Consider the following 13,728-nt stretch of genomic DNA (forward strand, 5'->3'; position numbering starts at 1 on the left):
CGACCTGCGGGGTTTGGTCCGGCGGCGGCCCGCGCGCCGCGCCACGTCGTTCGGCGGCCGCGGGCTCAGGTGCGGCGCCGGTAGGCCCGGGTGGCCAGCGGGAAGAACACGGCGCTGATGACGACGATCCACACCAACACCCACAGCAGCGAGTCGCCCACGGCCTCGCCGGCGAGTAGCTCGCGCATCGCGTCGATGACGTGGGTGACCGGGTTGACCTCGGCGAAGGTCTGCATGAACCCGGGCATCCGGTCGGTGGGCACGAACGCCGAGCTGCCGAAGGTCAGCGGGAACATCCACACCGACCCGAAGATGTTCACGGCCATGGGCGTGCGCAGCAGCAGCCCCATGAACGCCGACAGCCAGCACAGCGCGAAGGCGAAGGACATCACCACGGCGATCGCCGCCACGACGCCGATCACGCCGCCCTCGGGCCGGTATCCGATCGCCACCGCCACCAGCAGCACCATGATCACAGTCAGCAGGTAGCGCACCAGGTCGCCCAGAATGGCTCCGATCAGCGGCGCCGACCGGGCCACGGGCAGTGACCGGAAACGGTCGAAGATGCCCTTCTCGATGTCGGTGTTCAGCGCGACCCCGGTGCCGATGGTGGCGAAGATGACCGACTGGGCGATGATCCCCGGGGTGATCAGGTCGCGGTAGGCCTGCCAGTCGCCCATCATCGCCTCGCCGAAGACGAAGACGAACAGCGCCACGAACATCAGCGGCATGAACGTCAGCCCGAGGATCTCCTCGGGGTTGCGCTTGATCTTCAGCAGACTGCGCCAGGTCAGCAGTGCTCCGTGCTGGGCTGCCGACAGCGGGGTGATCCGCGGGGTGACCACGGGGGCGGCGGTCCTTTCGCCCGGCTCTGCCGTCTCCACGGCGCTCATGCTGGTGTCCTCTCGGTCTCCGCGGCGCCCGAGGCGCCGTCGTCGTTGCTCTCGCCCTCGGGAGCGGTCTGGGCGGTGTGGCCGGTCAGGGCCAGGAACACTTCGTCCAGGCTGGGGCGGCGCAGTGTCAGCTCCGAAACCTCGATGCCCTCGTCGTCGAGGCGGCGCACGACCTCGGGCATGACCGCGGTGTCGGTGACCGAGGCGTTGGCCGTGCCCTCGCCGGAGCGGACCTCCGATGCGGTGACGGCCTCGACGATGCGGGCGACCTGCTCCAACCGCGCCGACTCGACAGGCCGCACCTGCAGCACCTGGGCGCCCGCGCGGGCCTTGAGCTCGTCGGGAGCGCCCCGGCTGATGACCTTGCCCCGGTCCAGTACCGCGATGTCGTCGGCCAGTTGGTCGGCCTCCTCGAGGTACTGCGTGGTCAGCAGCACCGTGACACCTTCGCCCACCAGCGAGCGCACCACGTCCCACAGCTCGTTGCGGCTGTGGGGATCGAGCCCGGTGGTCGGCTCGTCCAGGTACAGCAGCGAGGGCCGGCCCACCAGGCTGGCGGCCAGGTCCAAGCGGCGCCGCATGCCGCCCGAGTAGGTCTTGGCCGGGCGGTCGGCGGCGAAGGACAGGACGAAGTGATCCAAGAGTTCGGCGGAGCGGGCGCGCGCCGCAGGCCGCGAGAAGCCCAGCAACCGCGCTATCAGCACGAGGTTCTGAGTGCCGCTGAGGTCCTCGTCGACGGCCGCGTACTGGCCGGTGAGCCCGATCTGGCGGCGCACCTGGTGCGGTTCGCGGACCACGTCGTAGCCTCCGACCGTGGCGTGGCCGGAGTCGGGCTGCAGCAGGGTCGACAGGATCCGTACCGTGGTCGTCTTGCCCGACCCGTTGGGCCCCAGGACGCCGAGTACGGCTCCGGTGCGCGCGGTGAGGTCCACCCCGCCGAGGGCGGTCTGCCCCTTGAACCTCTTGACCAGACCCTCCGCCCGGATGGCATCAGTCATCGAATCTCCTTTGAGGACGTGGTCCCGCCCTGTGCGGGCGGGAGACACCGGACTCCAACGCAGCCGGCTGGGTGCGCGTTCATCGCCTCGGCGGTGGCCCGGCTCGGTTTCCGGGAACCCGGACCACGATATCGAACACCAGTTCTAGCATGGCTCCTGTCGGTGCCGAGGGTGATGTACGCACGCCGCCAGTCTCGGGCCGGGTACTGACAAACCGCTGACAACCGCTCGCACCGGCTGACACCCGGCGGACAGCGCACATTCCGGCAGACGGACGGCGCATTGGTGCAACACGGCAGGGGCGCCGAGGTTTCCCGGTGCCGCACCGATCCTCCGCTTCGATGCCCGGGCGGTTCTCCCGGTGCCGAGCGCCGGGCGGACTCTCGCGCCCGGTCCCGCGGCCGCGGCTGTGAGCCGTGCGACGGGGCGGCCCCTAGACTCGGTGCCGTGGCGACGACAACGCGTTTGAGACCCCCGACCCACCGCGTGTCACCGAAGGCGGTGCGGTTGTGGACCCTGCAGGCCGCGATCGGTTCGGTGGTGACGGCCGCGCTGCTCAGCGCGGCGGTGTGGGGACTGCGGTTCGCGTGGTGGGACTGGGTGCCCGACTGGATGCTGCGCAACGCGTGGTGGCTGGTCGCCCTCTACGCCGTCTACGCCCTCGCGCGCGTGGTGATCGTGCCGCAGTGGCGCTACCGCGTCCACCGCTGGGAGATCACCGCCGACGTGGTCTACACCCGCAGCGGGTGGTTCAGCCGCCAGTGGCAGCTGGTGCCCGTGAGCCGTATCCAGACCGTCGACCACCGCCAGGGCTGGATGGAGCGGATGTTCGGCGTAGCCACGCTGGAGGTGCAGACCGCCTCGCACGCCGGCTCCTCCACCATCGAGGGACTCGCCGCCGCCGACGCCCAGCGGATCTCCGAGGAGCTGGCCGAACGCGCCGCCGAACTGCGCGACGACGCCACGTGATCCCCGCCCGCGCGGCCGGCGGGGACGCAGGGCCCACCGGAGGAGTCTGATGAGCGAGAACGGTCCATACGAGCAGCACCGGCCCCGCCCCGGCGACCCCGTCGCGCCCGGCGACGGCCCGGACCGGGACCGCGGTCCTGCTCGGCCGGCCTCCCCGGAACCGGCCCCGCCCTCCGCAGGCGAAACCGGCACCGAGCGGCGGGGCGAGGCCGAAGGGCGTCCGCCGGGGCCTCCGACCGGTTCCGAGGCACCCCCCGAGGCCGAGCCCGCCTACCGCCTCAGTCCGCTGACCCTGGTCACCTCGCCCCTCAACTACCTGCGCAACTACCTCGTCCCGGTCCTCGTAGCGGTGATCGCCGGCACCTACAGCTTCAATCCCTGGATGTTGGGCGGCGCAGCGGCGGCCGTCGTCACGATGTTCCTCAGCGGACTGCTCACCTGGTACACGCTGCGGTACCAGGTCGGTGCCGAGCGCCTGGAGATCCGCCGCGGCCTGATCAACCGCTCGCGCCGCTCCATTCCGCTTGAGCGCATCCGCGGCGTCGACATCAGCTCCAATCTGCTGCACCGGATGCTGGGGCTGGCCGTCGTCAAGATCGAGGCCGCCGCCGGGGGAGGGGCCAGCGAAGAGGGCAAGCTCGACGCCGTCACCTCCCAGGAGGCCGAGCGCTTGCGCCATGTCCTGCTGCAGCGGCGCGCGTACCTGAGCGGCGGCGAGGAGTCCGCGCCCCGCGCCGAGGGCGCCGCGGCGGAGCCCGGCGCCACCCGGGCGACCGAGGAGACCGAGGTCTTCTTCACCATGCCGGCGAGCTGGTACCTCTATTCGGTGCTCAGCCTGGGCTACCTGCTGACTCCCTTCGTCGCCATGGCCACGCTGCTCGGCTTCGTCAGCCAGGGACTGGGCGAGGCGATGGGCGATCGGGTCGGCGACACCGTCTACGAGCTCTACCGGTGGGCTGCCGAGGTGGCGGTCTCGCTGCTGGTCGCCGCCGTGGTCGTGCTGGTGCTTGTGCTGCTGGTCGCCATGCCGCTGTTCGCGGTGGTCTCCTACGCCGTCACCCACTGGCGATTCACCCTGCGCCGGCGCGGCGACACGCTGGTCGCCGAGCGCGGGCTGCTGACCCGGCAGAGCGTGACCCTGGAGAAGCGCCGCATCCGCGGTCACGAGTTGGTCGACAATCCGCTGGAGCGGACGCGCTCGGCGGTGCACCTGCGCGCCATCGTCACCGGTCTGGGCCAGACGGCGACCCGCGCAATGCTGATGCCGACCGGACCGCGCTCGCGCGTCGAGGAGGTCGTGGAGCGCGCGCTCACGCCGTTCCGGGGCACACTCGTGCGCCATCCGCGGGCCGCTCTGGGGCGGCGGCTGTTCCGCGCGGTGGCGCCCTTCGCCCTCGCGGCCGCGCTGGCCGCGTACTTCGCCCCGGTCTGGGTGGCCGCTGCACTCGCGGTGCTGGCGGTGCTGGGCGTGCCGCTGGGACTGGACCGCTATCGGTCGTTGGGCCACGGCGAGGACGGGTACCAGGTCAGCGTACGCTCGGGGTCGCTGCGGCGTGTGCAGGCGGTGGTCGTGCGCGACGCCATCATCGGCTGGAACTGGAGGCAGACGCTGTTCCAGCGCCGCGTGGGGCTGGCCGATCTGGAGCTGTCGGTGGGTGCGGGCAGCGGCGGCTACTCCGCGATCGACGCGGGCTTCGGCGAGTCGGTGGCCTTCGCCCACGACGTCACACCGGAGATGGTGCGGCCCTTCATCGAAGAGGCCGACGCAGGCGCCCCGGCCCGATCCGGCCCGGACGCGGAGCAGCCGGCGGGGCGTAAGCGGCGCGGAACCGCGGCGCACGGCGGTTAAGGGCGTCCACCGTCGCGGCGGACGCCCGCGCACGCCTAGTCGGACTTCTTGGCGCCGAACATGATCTCGTCCCAGGAGGGCACCGACGCCCGGCGGCCGCGGCCCTTGCGCCGGGACGCCGAACCGCCGCTCCCGGACGCCGCCGTCCCGGCAGCCGCGGCGGAGACCGGCGGCTCCGGTCGGCGAGCGGACGACCGGTCCTGGGGTTCCTCCTGCTCAGGCGCGCTCGCCGGCGCGGCGTTCTGGGTCGCGGCGTTGTGGCGCTGGGCCGCGGGCGGCGCAGCGCTTTGCACCGAGGCGCGTCCCGCGGCAGGCCGCTCCGACTGCTCGGGCTGCTCAGCACGTTCCGGGCGGTCGGTGTCCTCGGGAGCCTCGGCCGAAGCGACGGGAGCAGCCGGGGTGCTCTCGGCTGCGGGAGCTTCCTGCGCAGGGGCGGGGCGTTCCTCGCGCCGCTGCGGTGCGGCGGGGGCGGACTCCTGCGTGCCCTCCTGCGCCGGCGGCGCCGCCCGGTCAGGTGTGATGCGGGTGCGCGCGGGCGCGGACCGCTGCGGAGGATCGACCGGCGCCTGCCGCTCGGGAGCCGCAGGCGGTGCCGACGCCGCCGGGGCGGCCGGGGCGGTCGGTTCCTCGCGGCGCGGGGGGTCGGTCGGCGTGGTACGCAGCCCGGAGTCCTGCTGCGTGCGTCCGGGCTCGGCCCGGCCCGTCTCCGGCCGCAGCGACTCGGGTGCGGGCCCCTGGCGCCGCGGGACGAAGGGGGTCACGTTCGCGCTGCCCGGCCCCAGGTCCAGCGGCTCGTCGGCTTCGGGCGTGAGGAAGCGCAGGGCCTCCTCGTCGGCCGGGGTGACCGAGCGGCGGCGCGGCTCGTAGACCCAGTGGGCCACGCGCTCTTCGCCCCCCGCGTAGAAGACCAGTCTGAGCTGCCAGGTGTTGTCCTCGCGCTTCCAGGAGTCCCAGACCGCATCGCCGGTCTCCAACTGGTGCCGGCCGATGCGCTCGGCGATCAGTTCGCCCAGTACGGGGCCGGGAGCGGACTCGCCCTGGCGCCGGACCGACGCGCGCTGCGCCTGCTGGGCGACGTACTCGCGCTCCTGGAGCACGGGGCTCTCGAACCAGCGGACGCGCTCGATCGGGATCCCGGAGAGGTCCGCGATCGCCTCGGCGGTCTCACCCGAGCGGATCCGGGCCTGGATTTCCTTGGGGCGCAACGGATTCTCCACTTCGATCTCGTCCTGGCCGAGCCGGGAGAACTGTCCGCGCACGGCAGCGCGGAGACGGTCGTCGACGGGCAGCGTGAAACGGGTCCCACGACCGGCACTCGCCAATACCAGGTAAGTGCCGTCCTCACTGACGGCGGCGAGGCGAAGCTCCTGCATCGCCCTCCCTTTCGCGTCCCGTCGAGGGTAGGTCCTCGGCCATCCCCCACGATCCCAGTCTCAACGGCATCCACGTGTTCGGCCAATACCGCGTCTGGCATGTCCGAACTGTGTGACCCTCCCGGGCGGTGGGGACCGCCCGGCGAGCGTCGTCGTGCTGTCGGAAACGCCAAGCGGCACGCAGGCGAACCGGACTGGCGAGACGGCGGAGCGGCTGTGACCCACACCCGCGCCGACCGTCTCTGGGCCGATGGTATCCCGGCCGTCCAGGGACGTCCCGTGCCGAATGCGGACTTTTCTCCCCGCACGCGGGTGTGTCCCTTACGGATCGGCATCCGGGGCGGAGTGAACACGGCACGCCGCAGGCTGCGTGATTGTGATTTATTCCGTTGATATGGCATCTGTGTCGGTTCCGGGGAACATCGGCGCCTTCCTGCGTGGTTGTCCCGTTGCACGGGGGAGCGGGGCGGGGCGTTCGGTGCCGACCGCGCGGTGATCGGGTCGCAGGGGCGGCCGAGAAGGAGAGGGCGATGACCGACGAGGAGAAGGAGAACGGGGGCGGCCGCAAACGCGTCGAACTGAGCGCGTCCCAGCTGATCGGCGGCGGCGTCGCCACGATGGCCGCCGCGACGGCCGCGTCCTTCATCGGCGTCTACGGCACCGTCATCGGCGCGGCGATCATGAGCGTGATCAGCACCGCGGGCACGACCCTTGTCACCCACTGGATGCAGCGGGGCGGCGACCGGGCCCGCGGGCTGGCGGCGCGTGGCACCGCGCGCAGGCGGTACGCGGGGGAGGCGAGCGCCCGCGACTCGCCGGCCGGCTCCGGCCCGGGCGCCGCCGACGGCGACACCCCGCCGGCCGCGGCCGGTCAGGAGGCGCCGGCGGACGCCGAGGGGGGCGATTCCCGGGCGGCGGAGACGCAGGCGCTGTCCCTGGGCGCATCCGGTTCGACGCAGGACACGGCCGGCGAAGGGCCGAAGGGCCGAAGGGAGCCCGGGCGCGCGTGGCGGTGGCCGTCGTGGCGCACCCTGGCCGTCCCGGCCGCGCTGGTGTTCGTCGGAGTGATGGCCGTGGTCCTGGTCTTCGAGCTGTTCACCGGCCAGTCGCTGTCCGACACGGTCCACGGACGGGAGGGCTCCTCGGCGCCCACCGTCTTCGGCGGCGGATCCGCGGACGGTCAGGAGGGCTCCGATCCGGCGCCCGGGCCCACCCCCACCGCACGCGAGGAGGACGGCACCCCCGCGGCCCCCACCGGCGGAGTCGAGGAGCAGCAAGAGCAGTGGGAACAGCGGGAGCAGCGGGACCAGCCCGGCCAGGAGCCCGCGGAGCCCGGAGGGGGAGACGGCGGCCAGACCGGGGAGGAGACCTCCGCGCCCGAGGAGGACACCGGGGAAACCGAGGAGCAGGCGCCGCCTTCGCCCTGACCCCGGCTCGCCCGCGCGGGTGTTCAGTGCCCCAGGACGGTGTCGAGGTAGGCGTTGGCGAACCGGCGGTGGGGGTCGACCCGGTCGCGCACCTTTATGGCGTCGGCGAAGCGCGGGTAGAGGGTGTCGAAGTCCTCTCGCCCGCGGGTGTGCAGTTTGCCCCAGTGCGGGCGGCCCTGCGCGGCGGTGAACACCGCCTCCAACTCGCGGAAGTAGTCGGCATGGGGCATGCCCCTGTAGACGTGCGCGGCGATGTAGGCGGTGTCGCGCCCGTAGGCCGTCGACAGCCACACCCGGTCGGCCGGCGCGAAGCGCACCTCGATCGGGAACCCGATGCGGTGGCGCCCCGAATCGACGATGCCGCGGATCTCCCTCAGCACTTCCGGCAGGTCCCCGGCCGGCACCGCGTATTCCGTCTCGACGAACCGCACCCGGCGAGCGCTGGCGAAGACGCGGTGGGAGGCGTCGGTATAGGTGCGCGCCGACAGCGCCCGCGCCGAGACCTGGTTGATCCCCGGGATCACGGTCGGCATCCGCCGCCCCAGCCGGTTGGCCGCCTCGAAGACCGTGTTGGACAGGAAGTCGTCGTCCAGCCAGGCGCGCAGGGGGCTCAGCGGCTCGGCCGGGCCGTCCGCGCGGTTGTTGCGCTTGGTGTTGGTGCGGCCGGTGTGGGGGAACCAGAAGAACTCGAAATGCTCGTTGCCGGCCCGCAGCTCCGGTAGTCCCTCCAGTACCTCCTCCAGGCGCATCGGCTCCTCGCGCGCACGCAGCAGGAACGCGGGGCGCACCCGGAGCGTCAGCGCCGTCACCACGCCGAACGCGCCCAGTCCCACGCGAGCCGCCTCGAACAGGGCGCTCTCGTGCTCGGGCGAGCACTGCACCACCGACCCGTCGGCCAGCGCCAGCTCCATCGCGCAGACCTGGTCGGCCAGCCCGCCGCTGTCGCGGCCGGTGCCGTGCGTGCCCGTCTGGACGGCGCCCGCCGCCGTCTGCACCGCGATGTCGCCCATGTTGGCCAGTGCCAGCCCGCGCGCCTGCAGCGCCTCGTTGAGGTCGCACAGCGGCATGCCCGCCTCGACCGTGGCCGTGCCCGCCGCGGCGTCGACGCCGCGCAGCCGTGCCAGGCCCGTGGGCGCAAGCAGCAGGCCGTCGGTGACGGCCGCGTCGGTGAAGGAGTGGCCCGCCCCCACCATCCGCACTCGCAGGCCCTCCTCAGCGGCGCGGCGCACCGCCGAGGCGACCCCCTCGGTGCTCGAGGGCGCCGCCATCCGGCGCGGGCGGGCCGTGTGCGTACCGGACCATGTGCTCCATACCACACTGCTCATGGCGTGGCACACTACCGGGCCGCAGCGCGTGCCGGGGGACGGGTCCCCCGGAGGCGGTGACACGCGCAACGCGAGCGCGGAAGGGCCGCGCCGCGACAAGCTGGTTGGATGGAGCCATGCCCTACGAGCCCTACGATGCGTTTCTGCTCGTCTCCTTCGGCGGACCCGAGGCCAACGAGGACGTGATCCCCTTCCTGGAGAACGTCACCCGGGGGCGGAACATCCCCCGGGAGCGCCTGGCCGAAGTCGGACAGCACTACTACCTCTACGACGGCGTCAGCCCCATCAACCAGCAGTGCCGCGACCTGATCGCCACCGTCCGCACCGATTTCGCCGGGGCGGGCATGGACCTGCCGGTCTACTGGGGCAACCGCTTCTGGCACCCGATGCTGAGCGACACCGTCGCGCAGATGGCCCGGGACGGCGTGCGCCGCGTTGTGGCGATGGCGACCTCGGCTTACAGCAACTACTCCAGCCACCGGGCCTATCTCGACGACATCGCGGCCGCACGCGAGGCGGTCGGCCCCGAGGCGCCCGACATCGATCTGATCCGCCCCTTCTTCGACCACCCCGGGTTCATCGAGCCTCTGGTCGAGCACACCCGAGACGCCCTCGACCGCCTCCCCGAGGACCAGCGCGCAGGGGCCCACCTGCTGTTCTCCGCTCACTCCATCCCCACGGCCATGGCCGACGCCAGCGGTGAACCCGGCCGCGGATACGGCCCCGGCGGCGCCTACGTCGCCCAGCTCACCGAGGTCGCGCGCCTGATCAGCGAGCGCTTGGGAGAGGAGCACCCCTACGACCTCGTCTACCAGAGCCGCAGCGGCCCGCCCTCCCAGCCGTGGCTGGAGCCCGACGTCAACGACCGGCTGGCCGAGCTGGCCGAGCAGGGCGCCGCCGCGGTCGCGGTCGTGCCCTACGGGTTCGTCTCCGACCACATGGAGGTCGTCTACGACCTCGACAACGAGGCGCGCGAGACCGCACAGAAGCACGGCATGCACTTCGTGCGCGCGCTGAGCCCGGGCACCCACCCGCGCTTCGTGGCGATGGTCCGCGAACTCGTGGCCGAACGCGCCGCCGGCGCCGAGCCCTTCGGCCTGACCTCGCTGCCGACCTGCCACGTCTGCCCCGAGGGGTGCTGCAGCCAGCGCTGAGCCGCGCCGGAGCACGCTCCGGCGCCTGCGCCCGATAGTCTCGAATCGGCACGGATGCCGACATCGCAGCACTTGCGGCGCGTCGGCGGACGTGACGCGGTCCCGGGCCGCCGGTCCATCGGCGCACCCGGGCAGACAACGGCAGACTCGGGCAGAGGGGAACTCGCACGACGTGGTTCGCACCTGGTACGACCTCGCGGAATACATCGGACTGCGCCGTGTGAACGGGCTGGTCCTCGCGCCCGACGGGAGCCGCCTGATCGCACCCGTCAGCGAACCCGAGCCCGATGGGGCCTCGTTCCGAACGGCCCTGTGGGAGATCGACCCCGCAGGCGAGGCCGAGCCGCGTCGGCTGACCCGCTCGGCGGCGGGCGAGAGCGCCCCCGCGTTCCTGCCCGACGGCTCGCTGCTGTTCACCTCGGCACGCCCCGACCCCGACACCGCCGGTTCCGCCGACGCCCCCGCCCTGTGGCTGCTGCCCGCGGGCGCCGGCGAAGCCCGCTGCGTGGCCGAGCGCCCCGGCGGCTTCGGCGCCGTCGCCGTCGCCCGTGACACCGGCACCGTCGTCTACACCTCCGAGGTGCACCCCGGCGCCGCCGACGCCGAGGCCGACGCCCGGGCACGCAAGGCCCGCAAAGACGCCGGAGTAAGCGCCATCCTGCACGAAGCCTCGCCGGTACGCAGCTGGGACCGAGACCTGGGCCCTCAGCGCCCGCGGCTGTTCACCGCCGCGCCCCCCGCCGGCGCCGGCTCCCGCCTCGGCGAGCCCGTCGACCTCACCCCCGAACCGGGCATGGTCCTCTACGGCCACGCGCCCGACATCAGTCCCGACGGCACGACAGTGGTCACCGGCTGGAACGTGCCCGCGGGCGGGGGCCTGCAGAGCGAGCAGCTGGTCGCGCTGGACGCCGCCACCGGTGAGCGCCGGGTCCTGGCCGCCGATCCCGAGTACGATTTCGGCGCGCCCGCATACTCTCCCGACGGCCGCCGCGTCGTTGCGCGCCGCGACTACAGGGGGCAGCCCGGCCCCGGCGGCGAACCGCCCGCGAGCACCCTGTGGCTGGTGGATCCCGACACCGGCGAAGGCCATGACCTGCTGGCCGGGCACGACCTGTGGCCGCGCGAGTACGCCTGGGCCTCCGACTCCTCTGCCGTGCTGTTCACCGCCGACGACCAGGGCCGCTGCCCCGTTTTCCGCGTCGAGGCCGCCACCGGCGAGCTGACCCGCATCACCGCCGACGACGGCACCTACACCTGCCTCCACCCCGCGCCCGGCGGCACCGCGCTCTTCGCGCTGCGCGACGCCTGGGACGAGCCGCCCACACCGGTGCGCATCGACGACGCCACGGGCGCCGGCGGGCGGCAGCACCCGGTGCGGCTGCCCGCGCCCGAGGCACCGCTCGAGATGCCCGGCACGCTGACCGAGGTCGCGGCCGAGGCCGACGACGGCACGCGCATCCGCGCCTGGCTGGTGCTGCCCGCCGACGCCTCCGCCGCGTCGCCCGCGCCCCTGGTCCTGTGGGTGCACGGCGGCCCCTACATGAGCTTCAACGGGTGGTCCTGGCGGTGGAACCCGTGGCTCATGGCCGCCCGGGGCTATGCGGTGCTGCTGCCCGACCCGGCGCTGTCCACCGGCTACGGGCCCGAAATGCGCCGCCGCGCCCGGGCCGCCTGGGGCGAGCGCACCTTCGCCGACCTCATGGCCGTCACCGACGCCGCCGCGGCCCGCGACGACGTCGACGGCACCCGCACCGCCGCCATGGGCGGCTCCTTCGGCGGCTACATGGCCAACTGGATCGCCGGGCACACCGACAGGTTCCAGGCCGTTGTCACCCACGCCTCCCTGTGGTCGCTGGAGGCCTTCGCCGGCGCCACCGACTGCCCGTGGGCCTGGACCGCCGAGTTCGGCGGCCCGCTGGAGCACCCGGAGCGCTACCGCAGCGCGTCGCCGCGGTCGGCCGCCGACAACATCCGCACGCCGATGCTGGTCATCCACGGCGACAAGGACTACCGGGTACCCATCGGGGAAGGGCTGCGGCTGTGGTGGGACCTGGTCAGCCGAGACGTCGAGGCGAAGTTCTTGTACTTCCCCGACGAGAACCACTGGGTGCTCACGCCGGGCAACATCAGGGTCTGGTACGAGACCATCCTGGCCTTCCTGGACCACCACGTGCTGGGCAAGGACTGGCAGCGGCCGGAACTGCTGTGACGGCGGGCGCAGCACCGGAAGCGGCCGCGGGCGCCCGCGCGCCCGCACCGACGAGCACGAAGAACGGGGGAACCATGACCACCACGCCCACACCCGACCGCGCCGGGCTGCTGTCCCTGGCCGTCGAGGCCGCCCGGGAGGGCGGGCGCGTGGCCGCCGAGGGCCAGGCCGGGATCGGGGTCCTCGACACCAAGTCCTCGCCCACCGACGTGGTCACCGAGATGGACCGCTCGGTCGAGGAGCTGATCCGCAAGCGCCTTCACACCGCCCGCCCCGGCGACGCCGTGCTGGGCGAAGAGGGCGGCGACGAAGCCGGCGAGGGCGCGGTGCGCTGGATCGTCGACCCCATCGACGGCACCGTCAACTACCTCTACGGCCGCGGGGAATGGGCCGTCTCCATCGCCGCGGAGGTCGAGGGCGAGGTGGTGGCCGGAGCGGTCGCGGTGCCGGCCCGCGGCGACCTCTACACCGCTGTGCTCGGCGGGGGCGCGTTCTGCAACGACCAGGCGATCCAGGCGGCGCCCGCGGTGCCGCTGGAGCTCGCCCTGGTGGGTACCGGATTCGGCTACGAGTCCGGGCGCCGCGCCCAGCAGGCCGAGGTGCTGCGTTCGGTGCTGCCGCGGGTGCGCGACATCCGCCGCGGCGGTTCGGCGGCCGTCGACCTGTGCGAGCTGGCACACGGCCGGTCCAACGCCTACTACGAGCGCGGGCTCAACCAGTGGGACTGGGGAGCGGCCGCGCTCATCGCCCAGGAGGCCGGCGCCCGGGTCGGCGGGCTGCACGGTGCCCCACCCACCCCCGACCTGGTCATCGCGGCCGCGCCGGAGCTCTTCGTCGAGCTGCACGACGTGCTCGCGCCGCTGGGCGCCGACACCGACGCCGCCGTCGGCTGAGGACGCCGGCGCCCGCCGCGGGCGGAGACGAACGAAGGGCCTTTCCGAAGTGCTCGGCACTTCGGAAAGGCCCTTCTTCGTCCCTGCGGGGCTCGGGGCTACCCCGTCTGCTCTGCTGCGCGGCCGGCCTCCCACCAGGTCGGCCACGCGCCGCTCGGTACCGACGCCGGTGTCGGTCGGAGCGGCGGCCCTGTGCTCAACCGCAGCCGGTGTCGACTCCGTTGCGAGCGGCGATGCGGTGCAGGTCCTCAAGTTCCGACATGTGCACGTCGGCGAGGTCTTCGTCTCCCGCGGCCTGCGCCGCCTGAAGCGACTGGCGGATCTCCTTGATGCGGCCCTTGATCTCCGCTCGGAACTCGCCCATTTCACCTCACTTTTCATCGCGTCAAAGCTGCACAGCGCCATGGCGGCGCTGCTGCAACGTGACAGGGGACAGCGGTGTCGAGACCGGCGCGACCCGCAAGTGACGGCCATACCCACGCCGGACGAGCGGCCAAACCTCCGTGACCGAGCTGTGATCGGTCGCAGGCGGACGCTCCCGCGCTCGCGGGCCGCCGTGAGATACTCGACCATGTCGGCGCCCTCGCACGCGAGCGCGGCAGACGGTGCCGTACACCACATTCGGTTGTGTGGGCCAG

Annotated in this window: 11 protein-coding genes; 6 read left to right on the plus strand and 5 right to left on the minus strand. The window is 73.1% G+C overall.

Annotated features, from left to right (window positions below; genetic code table 11):
- Positions 1-65 precede the first annotated feature (65 nt).
- Both LP52_RS01840 and LP52_RS01845 read right to left on the minus strand, forming a co-directional pair.
- A complete protein-coding gene (locus LP52_RS01840) occupies positions 66-893 on the minus strand; it encodes an ABC transporter permease (RefSeq protein WP_040270187.1) in 828 nt (275 codons plus the stop codon).
- Positions 890-1,891: a daunorubicin resistance protein DrrA family ABC transporter ATP-binding protein gene (locus LP52_RS01845; RefSeq protein WP_040270188.1), complete on the minus strand. Its 1,002-nt coding sequence runs from the start codon at positions 1,889-1,891 to the stop codon at positions 890-892. Before LP52_RS01845 ends, LP52_RS01840 begins: the two co-directional genes overlap by 4 nt.
- A 447-nt stretch (positions 1,892-2,338) precedes the next feature.
- On the opposite strand from LP52_RS01845, the gene LP52_RS01850 reads away from it, so the two are divergent.
- Together LP52_RS01850 and LP52_RS01855 are read left to right on the plus strand one after the other, a co-directional pair.
- On the plus strand, positions 2,339-2,860 hold the full coding sequence (locus LP52_RS01850) for a PH domain-containing protein (RefSeq protein ID WP_238580687.1): 522 nt from the start codon (positions 2,339-2,341) through the stop codon (positions 2,858-2,860).
- 49 nt (positions 2,861-2,909) lie between these two features.
- Positions 2,910-4,709 (plus strand): PH domain-containing protein, encoded by a 1,800-nt coding sequence (locus LP52_RS01855; protein WP_084722799.1) that lies wholly within the window; start codon positions 2,910-2,912, stop codon positions 4,707-4,709.
- 35 nt (positions 4,710-4,744) lie between these two features.
- Here the strand turns inward: LP52_RS01855 and sepH are convergent, their stop codons facing one another.
- Entirely contained in the window at positions 4,745-6,082 is a 1,338-nt protein-coding gene (sepH, locus tag LP52_RS01860) for a septation protein SepH (protein ID WP_040270191.1), read from the minus strand.
- A gap of 530 nt (positions 6,083-6,612) precedes the next feature.
- On the opposite strand from sepH, the gene LP52_RS26965 reads away from it, so the two are divergent.
- A complete protein-coding gene (locus tag LP52_RS26965) occupies positions 6,613-7,509 on the plus strand; it encodes a hypothetical protein (protein ID WP_052809309.1) in 897 nt (298 codons plus the stop codon).
- Between the two features lie 23 nt (positions 7,510-7,532).
- Here the strand turns inward: LP52_RS26965 and LP52_RS01870 are convergent, their stop codons facing one another.
- Positions 7,533-8,834 (minus strand): D-arabinono-1,4-lactone oxidase, encoded by a 1,302-nt coding sequence (locus LP52_RS01870; RefSeq protein WP_040270192.1) that lies wholly within the window; start codon positions 8,832-8,834, stop codon positions 7,533-7,535.
- Between the two features lie 116 nt (positions 8,835-8,950).
- Here LP52_RS01870 and LP52_RS01875 point away from each other — a divergent pair, with 116 nt between their 5' ends.
- The 3 genes from LP52_RS01875 to LP52_RS01885 all read left to right on the plus strand — a co-directional run bounded on the left by LP52_RS01875 (position 8,951) and on the right by LP52_RS01885 (position 13,090).
- Positions 8,951-9,988, plus strand: coding sequence for a ferrochelatase (locus LP52_RS01875; RefSeq protein WP_040270193.1), 1,038 nt, complete (start codon positions 8,951-8,953; stop codon positions 9,986-9,988).
- 172 nt (positions 9,989-10,160) lie between these two features.
- Positions 10,161-12,197 carry a S9 family peptidase gene (locus LP52_RS01880; RefSeq protein WP_040270194.1) on the plus strand — a complete coding sequence of 679 codons (2,037 nt, stop codon included), beginning with the start codon at positions 10,161-10,163 and terminating at the stop codon, positions 12,195-12,197.
- Positions 12,198-12,271: 74 nt separating this feature from the next.
- On the plus strand, positions 12,272-13,090 hold the full coding sequence (locus LP52_RS01885) for an inositol monophosphatase family protein (RefSeq protein ID WP_040270195.1): 819 nt from the start codon (positions 12,272-12,274) through the stop codon (positions 13,088-13,090).
- Between the two features lie 196 nt (positions 13,091-13,286).
- Here the strand turns inward: LP52_RS01885 and LP52_RS27590 are convergent, their stop codons facing one another.
- Positions 13,287-13,454 (minus strand): hypothetical protein, encoded by a 168-nt coding sequence (locus LP52_RS27590; protein ID WP_169775329.1) that lies wholly within the window; start codon positions 13,452-13,454, stop codon positions 13,287-13,289.
- Between the last annotated feature and the right edge of the window lie 274 nt (positions 13,455-13,728).

Source organism: Streptomonospora alba (assembly GCF_000826685.1).
GTDB lineage: Bacteria > Actinomycetota > Actinomycetes > Streptosporangiales > Streptosporangiaceae > Streptomonospora > Streptomonospora alba.

What these genes read in the sequence shown, in the direction of transcription:
- LP52_RS01840 (WP_040270187.1), bottom strand. Translation starts at nt 893, where the DNA reads ATGAGCGCCGTGGAGACGGCAGAGCCGGGCGAAAGGACCGCCGCCCCC.
- LP52_RS01845 (WP_040270188.1), bottom strand. Translation starts at nt 1,891, where the DNA reads ATGACTGATGCCATCCGGGCGGAGGGTCTGGTCAAGAGGTTCAAGGGG.
- LP52_RS01855 (WP_084722799.1), top strand. Translation starts at nt 2,910, where the DNA reads ATGAGCGAGAACGGTCCATACGAGCAGCACCGGCCCCGCCCCGGCGAC.
- sepH (WP_040270191.1), bottom strand. Translation starts at nt 6,082, where the DNA reads ATGCAGGAGCTTCGCCTCGCCGCCGTCAGTGAGGACGGCACTTACCTG.
- LP52_RS26965 (WP_052809309.1), top strand. Translation starts at nt 6,613, where the DNA reads ATGACCGACGAGGAGAAGGAGAACGGGGGCGGCCGCAAACGCGTCGAA.
- LP52_RS01870 (WP_040270192.1), bottom strand. Translation starts at nt 8,834, where the DNA reads ATGAGCAGTGTGGTATGGAGCACATGGTCCGGTACGCACACGGCCCGC.
- LP52_RS01875 (WP_040270193.1), top strand. Translation starts at nt 8,951, where the DNA reads ATGCCCTACGAGCCCTACGATGCGTTTCTGCTCGTCTCCTTCGGCGGA.
- LP52_RS01885 (WP_040270195.1), top strand. Translation starts at nt 12,272, where the DNA reads ATGACCACCACGCCCACACCCGACCGCGCCGGGCTGCTGTCCCTGGCC.
- LP52_RS27590 (WP_169775329.1), bottom strand. Translation starts at nt 13,454, where the DNA reads ATGGGCGAGTTCCGAGCGGAGATCAAGGGCCGCATCAAGGAGATCCGC.